Annotated in this window: 16 protein-coding genes; 5 read left to right on the top strand and 11 right to left on the bottom strand. The window is 73.7% G+C overall.

Translation table 11 applies throughout. From position 1 onward, the window contains the following. Positions 1–115 precede the first annotated feature (115 nt). On the bottom strand, positions 116–745 hold the full coding sequence (locus ACK8OX_RS01745; RefSeq protein WP_430662187.1) for a glutathione S-transferase family protein: 630 nt from the start codon (positions 743–745) through the stop codon (positions 116–118). A gap of 113 nt (positions 746–858) precedes the next feature. Between ACK8OX_RS01745 and ACK8OX_RS01740 the strand changes: the two genes are divergently transcribed. Then, positions 859–1143, top strand: coding sequence for a hypothetical protein (locus ACK8OX_RS01740; protein ID WP_430662186.1), 285 nt, complete (start codon positions 859–861; stop codon positions 1141–1143). Here the strand turns inward: ACK8OX_RS01740 and ACK8OX_RS01735 are convergent. The 9 genes from ACK8OX_RS01735 to ACK8OX_RS01695 form a co-directional block, all read right to left on the bottom strand. Beyond that, the gene (locus tag ACK8OX_RS01735; RefSeq protein ID WP_430662185.1) at positions 1124–1468 is read right to left on the bottom strand and encodes a winged helix-turn-helix domain-containing protein; all 345 of its coding nucleotides are present in this window, start codon (positions 1466–1468) and stop codon (positions 1124–1126) included. The genes ACK8OX_RS01740 and ACK8OX_RS01735 overlap by 20 nt on opposite strands. Next, complete coding sequence (gene modC / locus ACK8OX_RS01730; protein WP_430662184.1) at positions 1465–2559, bottom strand: molybdenum ABC transporter ATP-binding protein; 1095 nt, start codon at positions 2557–2559, stop codon at positions 1465–1467. Before modC ends, ACK8OX_RS01735 begins: the two co-directional genes overlap by 4 nt. Then, entirely contained in the window at positions 2556–3251 is a 696-nt protein-coding gene (gene modB, locus ACK8OX_RS01725; RefSeq protein ID WP_430662183.1) for a molybdate ABC transporter permease subunit, read from the bottom strand. The genes modC and modB overlap by 4 nt, the downstream gene beginning before the upstream one ends. Continuing rightward, positions 3248–4024, bottom strand: a complete 777-nt coding sequence (gene modA, locus ACK8OX_RS01720) for a molybdate ABC transporter substrate-binding protein (RefSeq protein WP_430662182.1) — start codon at positions 4022–4024, stop codon at positions 3248–3250. The genes modB and modA overlap by 4 nt, the downstream gene beginning before the upstream one ends. Before the next feature lie 63 nt (positions 4025–4087). After that, the gene (locus tag ACK8OX_RS01715) at positions 4088–5014 is read right to left on the bottom strand and encodes a manganese catalase family protein (RefSeq protein WP_430662181.1); all 927 of its coding nucleotides are present in this window, start codon (positions 5012–5014) and stop codon (positions 4088–4090) included. Positions 5015–5080: 66 nt separating this feature from the next. Next, positions 5081–5950, bottom strand: coding sequence for a dioxygenase (locus ACK8OX_RS01710; RefSeq protein WP_430662180.1), 870 nt, complete (start codon positions 5948–5950; stop codon positions 5081–5083). 10 nt (positions 5951–5960) lie between these two features. After that, the gene (locus tag ACK8OX_RS01705) at positions 5961–6938 is read right to left on the bottom strand and encodes a tripartite tricarboxylate transporter substrate binding protein (protein WP_430662179.1); all 978 of its coding nucleotides are present in this window, start codon (positions 6936–6938) and stop codon (positions 5961–5963) included. Between the two features lie 34 nt (positions 6939–6972). Continuing rightward, the gene (locus ACK8OX_RS01700; protein ID WP_430662178.1) at positions 6973–7836 is read right to left on the bottom strand and encodes a fumarylacetoacetate hydrolase family protein; all 864 of its coding nucleotides are present in this window, start codon (positions 7834–7836) and stop codon (positions 6973–6975) included. 79 nt (positions 7837–7915) lie between these two features. Next, a complete protein-coding gene (locus ACK8OX_RS01695; RefSeq protein WP_430662177.1) occupies positions 7916–8860 on the bottom strand; it encodes a dihydrodipicolinate synthase family protein in 945 nt (314 codons plus the stop codon). Positions 8861–8956: 96 nt separating this feature from the next. Between ACK8OX_RS01695 and maiA the strand changes: the two genes are divergently transcribed. The 4 genes from maiA (at position 8957) to ACK8OX_RS01675 (ending at position 12743) form a co-directional block, all read left to right on the top strand. Then, entirely contained in the window at positions 8957–9607 is a 651-nt protein-coding gene (maiA, locus tag ACK8OX_RS01690) for a maleylacetoacetate isomerase (protein ID WP_430662176.1), read from the top strand. Between the two features lie 70 nt (positions 9608–9677). After that, positions 9678–10661 carry an alpha/beta fold hydrolase gene (locus tag ACK8OX_RS01685; protein ID WP_430662175.1) on the top strand — a complete coding sequence of 328 codons (984 nt, stop codon included), beginning with the start codon at positions 9678–9680 and terminating at the stop codon, positions 10659–10661. A gap of 112 nt (positions 10662–10773) precedes the next feature. Continuing rightward, complete coding sequence (locus ACK8OX_RS01680) at positions 10774–11757, top strand: Bug family tripartite tricarboxylate transporter substrate binding protein (RefSeq protein ID WP_430662174.1); 984 nt, start codon at positions 10774–10776, stop codon at positions 11755–11757. Beyond that, positions 11757–12743 (top strand): ABC transporter substrate-binding protein, encoded by a 987-nt coding sequence (locus tag ACK8OX_RS01675; protein WP_430662173.1) that lies wholly within the window; start codon positions 11757–11759, stop codon positions 12741–12743. Before ACK8OX_RS01680 ends, ACK8OX_RS01675 begins: the two co-directional genes overlap by 1 nt. Positions 12744–12762: 19 nt before the next feature. On the opposite strand, the gene ACK8OX_RS01670 is transcribed toward ACK8OX_RS01675, so the two are convergent. Next, a complete protein-coding gene (locus tag ACK8OX_RS01670; protein WP_430662172.1) occupies positions 12763–13722 on the bottom strand; it encodes a Bug family tripartite tricarboxylate transporter substrate binding protein in 960 nt (319 codons plus the stop codon). Positions 13723–13787 lie beyond the last annotated feature (65 nt).

Below are 13787 nucleotides of genomic sequence, written 5' to 3'. Positions count from 1 at the left end.
AACGGTTTAGCAAACCGTCGCCTTCAGCCGCTCGGCCACCCCTCCGCTGGGGATGCTGAAGACACACGACGTATGCGACGGCGCTTCTACCCGCAGCAGCCTCCCTCGGCAACCCTCAGGACAGCGGCACCTCGAAGCCGCGGGCCACGGCCGGGCGGGACATCATGCGGTCGTACCATGCGGCCACGTTCGGCAGGTCGTCGAAGGGCACCTGGTGGCGCTCATGCCGCCAGGCCCAGCCGAGGATCGCGAAATCGGCGATGCTCGGCTCCCCCGCCGTCGCCACGAAGTCCCGCCCGGCGAGGCGCCGGTCCAGCACGCCGTAGAGCCGCTTCGTCTCGGCATGGTACCGCTTCAGGCCGTAGTCGCGGGCCGGGCCTTCGGGCTGCATCAGGAAATGGTGGACCTGCCCCGGCATCGGGCCGAAGCCGCCCATCTGCCACATCAGCCATTCCATCACCGCCACGCGGCCGCGCATGTCGCGCGGCAGGAAGCGCCCCGTCTTCTCGGCCAGGTAGACCAGGATCGCGCCCGATTCGAAGACGCTGATCGGCTGGCCGTCCGGCCCGTCCGGGTCGAGGATGGCGGGGATGCGGTTGTTCGGGCTGATCTTCAGGAAGGCCGGCTCGAACTGCTGGCCCTTCGAGATGTCGACAACATGCACGCGGTAGGGCAGCCCCATCTCCTCGAGCGCGACGCTGATCTTGCGCCCGTTCGGCGTGTTCCAGGCATGCAGGTCGATCATCCCAGGTCCCTTCGGCGGTTTCGGCGCGCGTTCCATCCCATGCCCGGGAGGACCCTCCAAGGCCCCCCACGCCGGACTTGACCGGGGGCCCCGGGTTTTGCCATCGAATACGGGTGACCAGCCTCGTCAAACTGCGAGCCGGGGACGACGACACGCTCTGGGCGGTGATCGCCACCGCCGGGCGGAACAGCCGCGTGGCCAATGTGTATCGCAGCCGCACCGATGCGCTGGAGGACCGGGCCTGGCGCGCGCAGCAGGTCAGCGCCTACGAGGACTTCCTCCGCCGCTCCCGCCAGCCCGTCCCGCACTACAGCGTCGCCCCGATCCGCCGCGCCGACCTGCCGAAGAAGTGGAGCCCCCTGCCCGCGCTGGGCTTCCTCAGGGGCCAGTTCGTGTAGCCAGCAGCGCCTCGAGCCGCCCCGTCACCGCCGCCCGCGCCTCGGCCTCGATGGCGCGGTACTGCTCGGCCAGAGCCTGTCCCGCCGCGGTCAGCACGGCGCCCCCGCCGCCCGCCCCGCCGGGCGAGGTCGCGACCATCGGCGTGCCCATCAGGGCGTTCAGCTGGTCCACCAGGCCCCAGGCCCGGCGATAGGACATGCCGAGGCTGCGGGCAGCGGCGGAGATCGACCCCTCCCGCCCGATCGCCTCCAGCAACGCGACCTTGCCGGGGCCGATGCGGCCGTTCGGCAGCGCGATGCGGATGTGCAGCTCCGCCCCCGTCATGCCGCCACCGCATGGTCGAAGGCCACCGTCTTGACCAGCGCGAAGACCGCCAGGCCCGGCACCAGGCCGAGTTCGGCGATGCTGTCGCGGGCGACGCGCGCCAGCAGGACGGACGGGCCGAGGCGCAGCTTCAGGAAGGCTTCGTGCGGGGTGCCGCCATCCTCGATCGCCGCCAGCTCGCAGGGCAGGATGTTGTGGATCGAGATGCCGCGCGGCGCCTCGCGCGCCACCGCCACGTCGCGCGCGCGCACGCGGACGCGCAGCACCGTCCCCGGCGGCTCGGCCCGCAGCGGCGCCAGCAACTCCCCCCCCGCGAAGCCGAGGCGGGTCAGCCCGCGCGCCGCGTCATGCGCCAGTACCGTGCAGGCCAGCAGCGCGCCCGCATCGCGCCGCAGCGCCAGCAGCTTCACGTCGGTGCGGGCCGAAAGCACCCCCACCGGCCCCGCCGCGCGCACCTGCCCGGCTTCCAGCAGCACCAGCGTCTCCGCCAGCGCATCCACCTCGTCCAGCGCGTGGGTGACGTAGAGGATCGGCAGCCGCGCCGCCCGCGTCAGCCGCGCGAGGAAGGGCAGCACCTCCGCCCGGCGCGCCGCGTCCAGCGAGGCCAGCGGCTCGTCCATCAGCAGCAGGCGCGGCCGCGCCAGCAGCGCGCGGCCGAGCGCGACCCGCTGCCGCTCCCCGCCCGAAAGGCCGCGGGGGCGGCGGTCCAGCAGCGGGCCGAGGCCGAGCAGCGCCACCACCTCCTCCATCGCCGGGCCCTGCGCGCCGGCGGGCGCGCGCGCCAGGCCGTAGCGCAGGTTGGCACCGACCGTGAGGTGCGGGAACAGCCGCGCATCCTGGAAGACGACGCCGCAGCGCCGCCGCTCCGCCGGCACCATGATGCCGCGCGCGGTGTCGACCAGCACCTCGTTCCCCACCGCGACCACGCCCCGGTCCGGCCGCAGCAGCCCCGCGACGGCGGCCAGCACGCTGCTCTTGCCCGATCCGGATGGGCCGAACAGCGCGGTCACGCCCTCGGCCGGCGCCTCGAACGCCGCCGCCAGCGCGAAGCCGGAGGCGAAGCGATGCGCGACATCCACCCGGATCGTCACGCGCGCCCCAGCCAGCGGCCCATGCGCCGCGCCAGCAGCTCCGCCAGCAGCAGCCCGCCCACGGCCAGCGCGAAGGACAGCGCGGCCAGCCGCGCGGCCGTCCCCTCCCCGCCAGGCGTCTGCGTCGCGCTGTAGATCGCCAGCGGCAGGGTCTGCGTCTCGCCGGGGATGTTGGAGGCGAAGGTGATGACCGCGCCGAACTCGCCGAGGCCGGCCGCGAAGGCGGTGACCGCCCCGGCCAGGATGCCGGGCGACATCAGCGGCAGCGTCACCGTCAGGAAACGGTCGAGCGGCCCGGCGCCGAGCGTCCGCGCCGCCTCCTCCAGCCCCCGGTCCACGCCGTCCAGCCCCAGCCGCACGGCGCGCACGATCAGCGGGAAGGACATGACCGCGGTGGCCAGCGCCGCGCCCCCGGTGGTGAAGACCAGCCGCAGGCCGAACCAGGCGTCCAGCGCGGCGCCGACCGGGCCCTGCACGCCGAAGACCATCAGCAGCGCCCAGCCCACCACAACCGGCGGCACCACCAGCGGCAGGTGCACCAGCGCGTCCAGCAGCATCCGCCCCGGGAAGTCGCGCCGCGCCAGCAACCAGGCCACCGCGACGGCCGGCGCAAGGGAGACGAGGACGGAGCGCGCCGCGACCTCCAGGCTCAGCCGGACGGCCTGCCACTCCTCGGGGGTGAGGCCGGTCAACGGGCCAGCGCGAAGCCGTGGCGCCGCCAGGCGGGATGCGCCTCGGCGCCCGCCAGGAAGCCGAGCAGGGCGCGCGCCCCGGCATTGGGTTCGGCGCGGCGCGTCAGCGCGAAGGGATAGGTAATGGGCGGATGGCTGGCCGCGAGGAAGGTGCCGGCAACGCGCACGCCCGCGCTCGCCACCGCATCGGTGGCATAGACGATGCCGAACGGCACCTCGCCGCGCTCCACCAGCAGCAGCGCCGCGCGGACATTCTCGGCCCGCGCCAGCCGCGGCGAGAGCGCCGGCCACTGCCCCATCCATTCCAGCGCCGCCTGGGCGTAGCGGCCGGCCGGCACATGCGCGGGGTCTCCCACCGCGATGCGCCCGCGCGGGCCGAGCAGCGCGGCGAGGTCCGTGCCCGGCACGAGAGTGACGGAGCGCGGCGTCGCCGCCGGCGTCACCAGCACCAATTCATTCCCGACCGGGCTGACCCGCGTTGCCGGCACGACCATCCCGCGCTGGGCGAGGTGGTCCATCCAGGCCTCGTCCGCCGACAGGAACAGGTCGGCGGGCGCGCCCTGCTCGATCTGCCGGGCCAGCGTGGAGGAGGCGGCGAAGGAGAAGCGCGGCGCCGGGTTGCCGCGCGCCGCCCAGTCCCGGCCGAGGTCGCGCAGCGCGTCGGTCAGGCTCGCCGCCGCGAAGACCGTCACCTCGCCGCGCGGCTCGGGCGCGCCGCGGGCTGCCGGCGCCAGGGCCATGCAGGCCAGCAGCGACAGCAGAAGACGGCGCATCGGCTCCTCCGGAACGCTGTATCCGTTTGGATATAGCGCCCGGGTCCGACGCGCCGCAAGGCGTCAGCGCGACGCCTTGTAGAGCTTGGTCGCGATCTCGAACATCTCCTCCGGCGCGTAGTCCGGCGCGAAGGCGGAGGGCACGCCGACGAGCTGGTGGATCTTGCCGCCCTCCGGCATCCCGTCCACCACGGTCAGCTCGCCCGGCGGGTCGTCGGGCAGCGCCACCTCGCCATTGCCCCAGATCCCCGACATCTCCTTGTAGTCGTTCGGGCTGAAGGTGTAGAGCCGGCGGTGCGAGCCCTCGGCCAGGTATTTCTGGCATTCCGGGATGTTGCCGAGCGGGATGTTCGGCGTGGGCAGCATCTTCTCGATCTCGACGCCCGTGATCTTCTTGAGAGCCAGCGCATAGGCATGCGCGTGGACCGATCCCCGCACCAGCAGGTAGCCGCAGACCTCTCGGCCCGTCGGGTCGGACAGCGTCTCGTAGACGCGAAGCTTGTGCAGCCGCGCGCCGCATTCCAGGTGGAAGTTGTGCAGCAGGTCGAACACCACGTTGCCGGTGGTGGTCACGAAGTCGTTGTTCCAGCTGTGGCCGTTGCTGTTCACCGGCACCGCGCCGCCGCCATGCGACAGGAAAGCGGCGGCGAGGCGGATGTCCTGCATCTGCTCGAACGGCGCCTTCGAGATGTCGCCGCCGTCGCCGCTGTCATCGGCCGCGCTGTCGGGGCCGTTGTTCAGCATCGCCACGCCGTTGCTGACCAGCTCGACATGGCCCAGCTCCTCGGCCGTGATGCTGGCGACGAGGCTGTAGAAGGGACGGAGCTTCGCCTTGGAGCGGAAGTTGAAGCTCTGGAACATGTAGTTCCCGAGCGTGGACATCTCGCCGTATTTGCCGCCGAGCAGCTCCTGCAGCGCGGCGGCCGCGTTCGGGTTCTTCTCCTTCGGCGGGGGGAGTTCCGCCTGGAGCTTGTCGACGCGCAGGAACATGGGGGGGCCTTTCCCTTGGGGGCTCCCCGCCAACGTGGCCGGCCCCGCCCGGTTCGGCGGCCGGCGTCAGGCCCGTGCCATGCGTATCACCAGTTCCGCATGCAGCACGGTCCCCGGCAGGCGTTCGAAGGCCTGCAGGTGCCGGGGCGCGGAGGCGCCCGGGATCCGGCGCAGCGGCACCACCAGGTCCGACCGCACGCCGAACACCGCGTCCCGGTCCAGATAGGGGTCGTCCGCGAGGAACAGCTCCGTCACCAGGTGGCGGTAGCCCGGCGCCTCGGCGATGACATGCAGATGCGCGGGGCGCCAGGCGTCGCGACCCAGGGCGCGCAGCATGTCGCCCGCCGGGCCGTCATAGGGCACGGTGTAGGGCTGCATCCGGGTGGTGCTGAAGGCAAAGCTGCCATCCGGCGCGCAGGTCAGCAGCGCGTGGTAGTTCTTCGCCGGCTGCGCGGCATCCTGCGCGGCATAGAAGCCGTTGTCCGCGTTCTGCCACATGTCGAGCGTGGCGCCCGCGACGCCCTGCCCCGTCCCCGCATCCAGCACGCGGCCGGCGACCACCATCACCTCGCCCGGCTGTCCCTTCCACAGGTCGCCGCCATCTGGCAGCGGCGGCGCGCCGCGCTGGTGGAAGGGGCCGAGGTTGGAACAGCTGGTCGCGCCCGGCGGCGTGTTCACCATGTCGACCAGGGCGGATACGCCGAACAGGTCGCTGAACAGGATGAATTCGTTGCGTTCCGGCGTGCTGATCTCCCCTGCGCGGGTCAGCGCCATCAGCCCCGCCATCCATTCGGCATGGGTCAGCCTCGTCTCCCGCACGAAGGCATGCAGGTGCTTCGCCAGGCTGCACAGCACTTCCTTCGTGCGGGCATCCCCGGCCTTCGCCGCGTAGTCGGCGAAGGCCTGGGTCAGCGTCTCGGGCGTCACGTCGCGCATGGTCCGTTCCTCAATCCGCCGTGGCGCCGGAAGCGCGGACGACCGCGGCCCATTTCGCCACCTCCTCGCGCAGGTAGCCGGCGAAGTCGGCGCGGCTGCGCGCATCCGGCGCGAAGCCCATCGCATCCAGCCGCCCGCGCGTCTCCGCCGCGGCCAGCACGCGGTTGACCTCGGCGTTCATGCGGTCCGCGATCGCGGCGGGCGTCCCCTGCGGCGCCATCAGGCCGAACCAGGTCAGCGCCTCGAAGCCGGGGAAGCCCTGTTCGGCCACCGTCGGCACATCGGGCAGGGACGGGTCGCGGCGCAGGCTGGTGACGGCGATGCCCCGCAGCCGCCCTTCCCGCACCATCGGCAGGGCGGGCGGCAGGCTGGTGCTGCCCATCGGCACCTGCCCGCCGACCACGGCGGTGACGGCCTGTGCCGGGCCGAAGGGAACGTGCTGCACCTCGACGCGGGCGAGGCTGCGGAACAGCAATTCCATCCCGAGATGCGTCGTCGTCCCGGTGCCGGAGGACCCGTAGTCCAGCGGCCGCGCGCGTGCCGCGGCGAACAGCTCCGCCAGGTTCGCGACCGGCAGCTTCTCCGGGTTCACGGTCAGGATGTTCGGGGTGCTGGCCAGCAGCGCCACCGGTTCGAAATCCGCCAGCGCGTCGTAGCCGGCATTGCGGTAGAGGCTGGGATTGACCGAGAAGGCGACGGAATGCGCCAGGAAGATGCTGCCGTCGGCCGGGCCGCGGCGCACGGCGACGGCGGCGATGTTGCCGCCCGCGCCGGGCCGGTTCTCCACCACCACCGGCTGGCCGAGCGCGGGGGAGAGCGCATTGGCCAGCGCGCGCGCCAGCACGTCGGTCGAGGCGCCGGGCGGGAAGGCCACGACGATCCGCACCGGCCGGTCCGGCCAGGGCGCCTGCCCCAGCGCGGGCGCGGCCATCAGCGCACCCGCGCCGGCCAGTGCGGCGCGGCGCGTGACGGGGACATCCTTGTTCATTCTCGTCTCCTCCCAGCCGCGCCGCGCGGCGCGGCTATTTCGCGAAGGCGGGATCGTCGGCGACGGTGTTGCGGAGCACGCCGATGCCCTCCACCTCGACCTCGACCACCATGCCGGGGGCGAGGAACAGCGGCGGCTTGCGCGCGTAGCCGACGCCGGACGGCGTGCCGGTGGCGATGACGTCGCCGGGCTCCAGCGTCATCACCTCGGACAGGATCGAGATGCAGCGCGCGACGGGGAAGATCATGTCGCCCGTCGTGCTGTCCTGCACGGTCTGGCCGTCGACGCGGCTGGTGATGCGCAGCGGCGCGGCGCCCGGCGGCAGCTCGTCCGGCGTGACGAGCACCGGGCCGAAGGCGCCGGTCGCGTCGAAGTTCTTGCCCATGGTCCACTGCGTGGACTTGCGCTGGTAGTCGCGCACCGAGCCGTCGTTGAACAGGCTGTAGGCGCCGACATGGGTCAGCGCGTCGGCTTCCGCCACGCAGCGCGCGGTGCTGCCGATGACGATGGCGAGCTCCGCCTCGTAGTCGAGCTTGGTCGACACGGCGGCCGGGCGCAGCATCGGCTCCCCGGGCCCGACCAGGCTGGACTGCACGCGCAGGAACACCGCGGGGTAGTCGGGGATGGGGTTGCCCCCCTCCTTCGCGTGCAGCGCGTAGTTCAGCCCGATGCACACCACCTTGCCCGGCCGCGCGACCGGCATCAGCAGCTTCAGCCCGGCGAGCGGCCTGCGGTCGGAGGAGGCAGCCGCCGCGGCCGAGACCTTCGCCGCCATCCCCGGCGCGATCAGCGCCGCAGGATCGTCGGGGAAGCCGAGCGCCGCGACCGGCACCACCGCATCGCCGAGCAGCACGCCCACCGCCGCGCGGCCCCCGTCCTCGTATCGCAGAAGCCGCATGGCGATGTTTCCCCCGGACCGGAATCGATCCGCCGGAGAGTATCGGCTGCGCGCGCCGCCTCCAAGCCGGGTCGCGCGGCTACTCGGCCGCCAGTGGCAGCCCGCCCGGCAGCCGCCAGCCATACCGCGCGTCGAGGCCGAGCGCGCGGACGATGGCGACGCCCCTGGCCAGGTGGTCGGGCTTCAGCCCCGTCAGCGGCCGGCGCAGGTCGCCCGCCGGCAGGCCGACGGCCTTCATCAGCGACTTCACCGCCACCGGGTTGATCGCGCTGTAGGTGAAGTGCAGCAGCGGCAGCAGGCGCAGGTAGGTCTCGCGGAAAACGGCGGACTGCGCGGGGTCCGTCCAGGGCCTCGACAGCAGCGCCATGCCGGCGGGGTCGATGTTGCCCGTCATGTTCGCGGTGCCGTGCCCGCCGAGCGACATGGTCGGCACCACGAGCCCGAGGTTGGGACTGTCGCAGCACATGATGGTCGCGTCCGGCATCGCCGCGCAGACCTGCGCCACCTGGCCGACGCGCGTCGTGCTTTCCTTCAGCACGACGATGTTCGGGTGCCTCATCAGCCGCAGCAGGTGGTCCCAGTGCAGGTCGGACTTCACGCGCGGGGGGTTGTTGTAGATGCCGATGGGCAGGTCCACCGCATCGGCGCAGTCGCGGAAGAAGGCCTCGATGTCGTCCTCGGGCGCGCAGATATAGGCGGGCGCGGCGAGGATGGCGCCATCCGCGCCGGCCGACTTCGCGTGCCGAAGATACGCGATGGTGGCGTCGGTCGACGGGCCGGTGCAGCCGTAGAAGAACTTCATGCGGCCATCCTTCATCGCCGCCGTCCGCTCCACGATGGCGCGCCGCTCGTCAGGCGTCAGCATCGACACCTCGCCGGTCGAGCCCATCATCAGCACCGCCGACGTGCCGTTCGCCGCGTGCCAGTCCAGCAGCGTGCGGAAGGTGCCGAAATCGACGCTGCCATCGGCGTTGAAGGGGGTGATCAGCGCGACGAAGCTGCCCTCGATCCGCATCTTGGCCATGTGGCGGTCTCCTCGGATGCCGGGCGCAGCATAGCAGCCGCGCCGGCGGTTGACAGGCCGCGCGCTGCGGGACCACGAAGGCGGGGGAGGCACGCCATGACCGGGGACCTGCTGCTGCACGGCTATTTCCGCTCCTCCGCCGCGTGGCGGGTGCGGATCGCGCTGAACCTGAAGGGGGTCCCCTACGCTCAGGCCTTCCGCCACCTCCGCCGCGGGGAGCAGTCCGCGCCGGACTACCTGGCGCAGAACCCGCAGGGCCTGGTGCCGGCGCTGGATGTCGCGGGGCGGGGCACGCTGACCCAGTCGCTCGCGATCGTTGAGTGGATCGAGGAGAGCTTCCCCGGCCCGGCCCTGCTGCCGGGCGCCCCCTGGGCGCGCGCGCGGGTGCGGGCGCTGGCCGGGATCATCGCCTGCGACGTGCATCCCATCCAGAACCTGCGGGTGCTGGTCTACCTGAAGCGGGACCTCGGCGCGGGGCAGCCGGCGGTGGACGCCTTCGCCCGGCACTGGATCTCCCTCGGCCTCGATGCGGTGGAGGCGCGGCTTGCGGAGGCGGAGACAGGCGCCTTCTGCCACGGCGACGCGCCGGGCATGGCCGACCTGTGCCTGGTGCCGCAGCTCGGCAATGCCAGACGCTTCGGGCTGGACCTCGCGCGCTGGCCGCGCGTGCTGCGGGTGGAGGCCGCCTGCGCCGCCCTGCCCGCCTTCGCCGAGGCCGCGCCGGAACGCCAGCCCGACGCGGAGTGACCGGCCCGGCGGCCGGAACCCTGCGGCGCCGGGGGGGTTCCCCCGCGGCACATCCATGCAGGAACCCGCCATGACCCAGGGCCGTACCCTCGCGCTCGCCGGGGCCGCCGCCGCGGCCGGGCTCGCCCTCGCCACCTTCCAGGCCGCGCAGGCGGCGGAACGCGCCCGCCCCGCCCCCGGACGCTTCATCACGGTCGGCGGCATCCGCCTGCACTACCTCGACCGCGGCGCGGGCGGGCCGCCGGTGGTGCTGCTGCACGGCAACGGGTCGATGGTGGAGGACTGGATCTCCTCCGGCCTGGTCGAACGCCTGTCGCGCAGCCGCCGCGTCGTCGCCTTCGACCGCCCCGGCTTCGGCCGCAGCGAGCGTCCGCGCCTCGGGCTGTGGACGCCGGAAGCGCAGGCGGCGCTGCTGGCAGAGGCGATGGCACGGCTCGGGCTCGAAAGGGCCACGGTGGTCGGCCACAGCTTCGGCACGCAGGTCGCGCTGGCGCTGGCGCTCCGCGCGCCGCGGCTGGTCGGTGGACTGGTGCTCGCGGGGGGCTACTACTACCCCACCGCCCGGCTCGACGTGCCGATCTTCTCGCCGCCCGCCATCCCGGTCGTCGGCGACGCGATCCGCTACACCATCGCCCCCTTCGTCGGCCGCCTGATCGCCGGGCCGGTCATCCGCCGGCTGTTCGACCCGCTGCCGGTGCCGGCCCGCTTCGCCGAGGAATTCCCCGTGCCGCTGACGCTGCGTCCCTGGCAGATCCGCGCCGAGGCGGAGGACACCGCGCACATGATCCCGGCCGCCATGCGGCTTTCGGCGCGGCTAGGCGAGCTGCGCGTGCCGGTCGCCGTGGTGGCGGGGGAGGAGGACCGGATCGTCACCACGGCCCGGCAATCCGCGCGGCTGCACCGCGACCTGCCCGGCAGCCGGCTGCGCGTGGTGCCCGGCGCCGGCCACATGGTGCACCACGCCGCGCCGGAGCTGGTGGCGGATGAAGTGGAAGGCCTGCTCCACCGGGCGGCGGAGGCGGCGCCGAGGCGCGAGCCCGTCGCCGCCCTGTAGCGGCGGCGGCCCGAGCAGGTTCGTGCCGCATCCTCAAGGACCTTGAGCCCCGGCGCCCGGGGTGGTTCCTTGCGGCATCGCCCGCGCCCGCCCGGAAGCCGAGGACATGCCCATGCCCCAACGTCGCGACCTGATCCGCCTGGCCGGGCTTGCGGCCGGCTCCGGCCTGGCCGCCCCGGCCCTGGCGCAGCCCGCCTGGCCATCGCGCCCCGTCACCATCGTCGTCCCCTTCCCGCCCGGCGGCTCGAACGACCTGCTGGCGCGGCCGCTGGCGCTGAAGCTGCAGCAGGCGCTGGGCGGGCATCCGGTGGTGGTGGAGAACCGCGGCGGCGCCGGCGGCACGGTGGGCGCGGCGGGCGTGGCGCGCAGCGCGCCGGACGGCCACACGCTGATGTGGGGCCATGTCGGCACGCTGGCGGTGAATCCCTGGATCTACCCGAACAACCCCTATGACGTGCTGCGCGACTTCGCGCCGGTGGCGCTGGTCGCGACCCTGCCGTCGGTGCTGGTGGTCCACCCCTCCGTCCCGGCGCGCAGCGCGGAGGAGTTCATCGCGCTGGCGAAGGCGCAGCCGAACACGCTGGAATACGGCAGCGCCGGCAACGGCGCGGCGTCGCACATCACCATGGCCGCCTTCTGCGACGCCGCCGGGATTGAGCTGGTGCACGTTCCCTATCGCGGCAACGGCCCGATGCTGACGGACCTGCTGGCCGGGCGCATCAAGTGCAGCTTCGCGGGAGCGCCGGTGGTCCTGCCCTCGGCCCGCGACGGCAGGCTGGTCGCGCTCGGGATGAGCGCGCGGGAGCCCTCCGCCGTCATCCCCGGCGTCGTGCCGGTGGCCGCCCGCGCCCTGCCGGGCTTCGAGGTGGTGCAGTGGCACGGCCTGGTCGCGCCCGCCGCGACCCCGGCCGAGATCGTCGGCCGCATTAACGCCACGGTGAACGGCCTGCTCGGCGACGCCGAGATGGGGCAGCGGCTGGCGATGGAAGGGGCGGATGCCGCGCCGCGCACGCCCGAGGCGTTCCGCGCGCTGATCGCGGCGGAGCTGGAACGCTTCCGCGTGCTGGTGCAGCGCGCCGGCATCCGCGCCGACTGATGCCGACCCTGACGCTCGCCTGCGGCGCCTATGACCGCCTGCGCCCCATCTTCGACGGCCGCGTGCGGGTGGAGGGCGCGACGGTTGTGCCGGTGCCCCTGCCCTCGGAACAGACCTTCCCACGCGCCGTGACGCGCGCCGAATTCGACGTGACGGAGCTGTCGCTGTCCTCGCAGCTGCTGCAGGTCTCCCGCGGGGAAGGCGCCTATGTGGCGCTGCCGGTCTTCGTCGCCCGCGCCTTCCGCCATGGCTGCATCTACGTCCGGCGCGACGCCGGCATCGCGGGGCCGAAGGACCTGGAGGGCCGGCGCGTCGGCATCCCGGAATACCAGATGACGCTCGGCCTCTGGCTGCGCGGCATCCTGGCGGATGACCACGGCGTCGCGGTGAACGGCATCGCCTGGCGGACGGCCGGGACCAATGCGGCGGGGCGGAAGGAACGCCTGCCGCTCGACCTGCCCGCGGGGATGGATGTCCGGCCGCTGCCGGAAGGCGCGACGCTGAACGCCACGCTGCTGGCGGGCGGGATCGACGCCATCCTCTCCCCCACCCCGCCCGATGCCTTCGCGGCGGGCGACCCGCGCGTCACGCGACTGTTCCCCGACCCGCGCGCGGCGGCGGAAGCCTGGCACCGGCGCAGCGGGATGTTCCCCATCATGCACCTGCTCGGCGTGCGGCGGGACGTGCTGGCGCGCGCGCCGCATCTCGGCCCCGCGCTGGTCGCCGCCTTCGCCGAGGCGCAGCGCATCGCCCAGGCGGAGTGGGAGGCGCAGCTCGCGCAGTCCTCGCCCTACACGATCTTCCCCTTCCTGGCCGAGGACTGGGCGGCGGCGAAGACTCTGCTCGGCCCCGATCCCTGGCGGCACGGCGTCGCCGCCAACCGGGCGGAACTGGAAGCGGCCTGCCGCTGGTCCCACGCGCAGCACCTCTCGCGCCGGAAGCTGGCGGTGGAGGACCTGTTCGACCCGGCGACGCTGGGTTCCTGACGCCTGCCCGCGGCGCCGCTCAGGGCGTGATGCCGGCGGCCTGCACGATGGGCGCGAAGCCGGCGACCTCGGCGCGGACGAACTCGGCATAGCCCTCCGGCGTGCTCTCCGGCGGCGGGGCGCCGAGCAGCTCCTCGAAGCGCGCGACGGTCGCGGGGTCGGACAGGACGGCGCGTATCCCGGCCGCGAGCCGCGCGACGATGGCGGGCGGGGTCGCGGCGGGGGCCGAGATGCCGAACCAGGCGGCGCTCACCACATCGACCCCGCCCTCGCGGAAGGTCGGCAGGTCGGGGAAGACGCGCGACCGCGTGGCGCCGCTCACCGCGATTCCGCGAAGCGCCCCGCTGCGGACATGCGGCCCCGCGCTCGGCAGGCTGTCCAGCATGGCGGGGACGGTGCCCGCGATGGTGTCCGTCAGCGCCGGGCCGGATCCGCGATAGGGCACGGCGTTGACCCGCACGCCGAGCGCGAGGCCGAGCCGCACGCCCGCGAGATGGCTCGACGAGCCGATGCCGGAGACGGCGAAGTCGATCTCCCCCGCCCGGCGGGCGAGGTCGAGGAATTCCGCAAGGTTGCGCGCGCGGTGGCCGTTATGCGCGACGAGCAGCGAAGGCGAGGTCGCGACCAGCGCGACATGCGCGAAGTCCCGCACCGCGTCATAGGGGATCTGCGGATAGACGCTGGGCGAGACCCCGTGCGAGGTGCTGTTCGACATCACCAGCACATGCCCGTCGGGTGCCGCCTGCGCGACCGCCGCGGCGCCGATCGTCGCCCCCGCCCCGGCCCGGTTCTCCACCACCACCGGCTGGCCGAGCACCGGGCCCAGCCTTTCCGCGACCAGGCGCGCCATCACGTCCGTGGTGCCGCCCGGCGCGAAGGGCACGATCAGGCGGATCGGCCGGGACGGCCAGACCTGTGCGAGGGAAGGTGCGGCGAAGGCAAGGACAGGCAGCACGAGCGCGGCGCGGCGTGTGGGCATGCGGCGGTTCCTCCCGGACTCGTCGGGATGATCGGCACCGGCGCTCCGCAACTCAAGCCTGCCGC

This window comes from Falsiroseomonas sp. CW058 (assembly GCF_050563535.1).
In the GTDB taxonomy this organism is placed as follows: Bacteria; Pseudomonadota; Alphaproteobacteria; order Acetobacterales; family Acetobacteraceae; genus Falsiroseomonas.
The sequence above is the reverse complement of the archived record's forward strand: the minus strand, read 5'-3'. Positions and strand labels throughout refer to the sequence as shown.

Bases quoted from the DNA above. Each gene is read 5' to 3' on its own strand.
- ACK8OX_RS01745 (WP_430662187.1), bottom strand. From the start codon at position 745: ATGATCGACCTGCATGCCTGGAACACGCCGAACGGGCGCAAGATCAGC.
- ACK8OX_RS01735 (WP_430662185.1), bottom strand. From the start codon at position 1,468: ATGACGGGGGCGGAGCTGCACATCCGCATCGCGCTGCCGAACGGCCGC.
- modA (WP_430662182.1), bottom strand. From the start codon at position 4,024: ATGCGCCGTCTTCTGCTGTCGCTGCTGGCCTGCATGGCCCTGGCGCCG.
- ACK8OX_RS01715 (WP_430662181.1), bottom strand. From the start codon at position 5,014: ATGTTCCTGCGCGTCGACAAGCTCCAGGCGGAACTCCCCCCGCCGAAG.
- ACK8OX_RS01710 (WP_430662180.1), bottom strand. From the start codon at position 5,950: ATGCGCGACGTGACGCCCGAGACGCTGACCCAGGCCTTCGCCGACTAC.
- ACK8OX_RS01705 (WP_430662179.1), bottom strand. From the start codon at position 6,938: ATGAACAAGGATGTCCCCGTCACGCGCCGCGCCGCACTGGCCGGCGCG.
- ACK8OX_RS01700 (WP_430662178.1), bottom strand. From the start codon at position 7,836: ATGCGGCTTCTGCGATACGAGGACGGGGGCCGCGCGGCGGTGGGCGTG.
- ACK8OX_RS01695 (WP_430662177.1), bottom strand. From the start codon at position 8,860: ATGGCCAAGATGCGGATCGAGGGCAGCTTCGTCGCGCTGATCACCCCC.
- maiA (WP_430662176.1), top strand. From the start codon at position 8,957: ATGACCGGGGACCTGCTGCTGCACGGCTATTTCCGCTCCTCCGCCGCG.
- ACK8OX_RS01685 (WP_430662175.1), top strand. From the start codon at position 9,678: ATGACCCAGGGCCGTACCCTCGCGCTCGCCGGGGCCGCCGCCGCGGCC.
- ACK8OX_RS01680 (WP_430662174.1), top strand. From the start codon at position 10,774: ATGCCCCAACGTCGCGACCTGATCCGCCTGGCCGGGCTTGCGGCCGGC.
- ACK8OX_RS01675 (WP_430662173.1), top strand. From the start codon at position 11,757: ATGCCGACCCTGACGCTCGCCTGCGGCGCCTATGACCGCCTGCGCCCC.
- ACK8OX_RS01670 (WP_430662172.1), bottom strand. From the start codon at position 13,722: ATGCCCACACGCCGCGCCGCGCTCGTGCTGCCTGTCCTTGCCTTCGCC.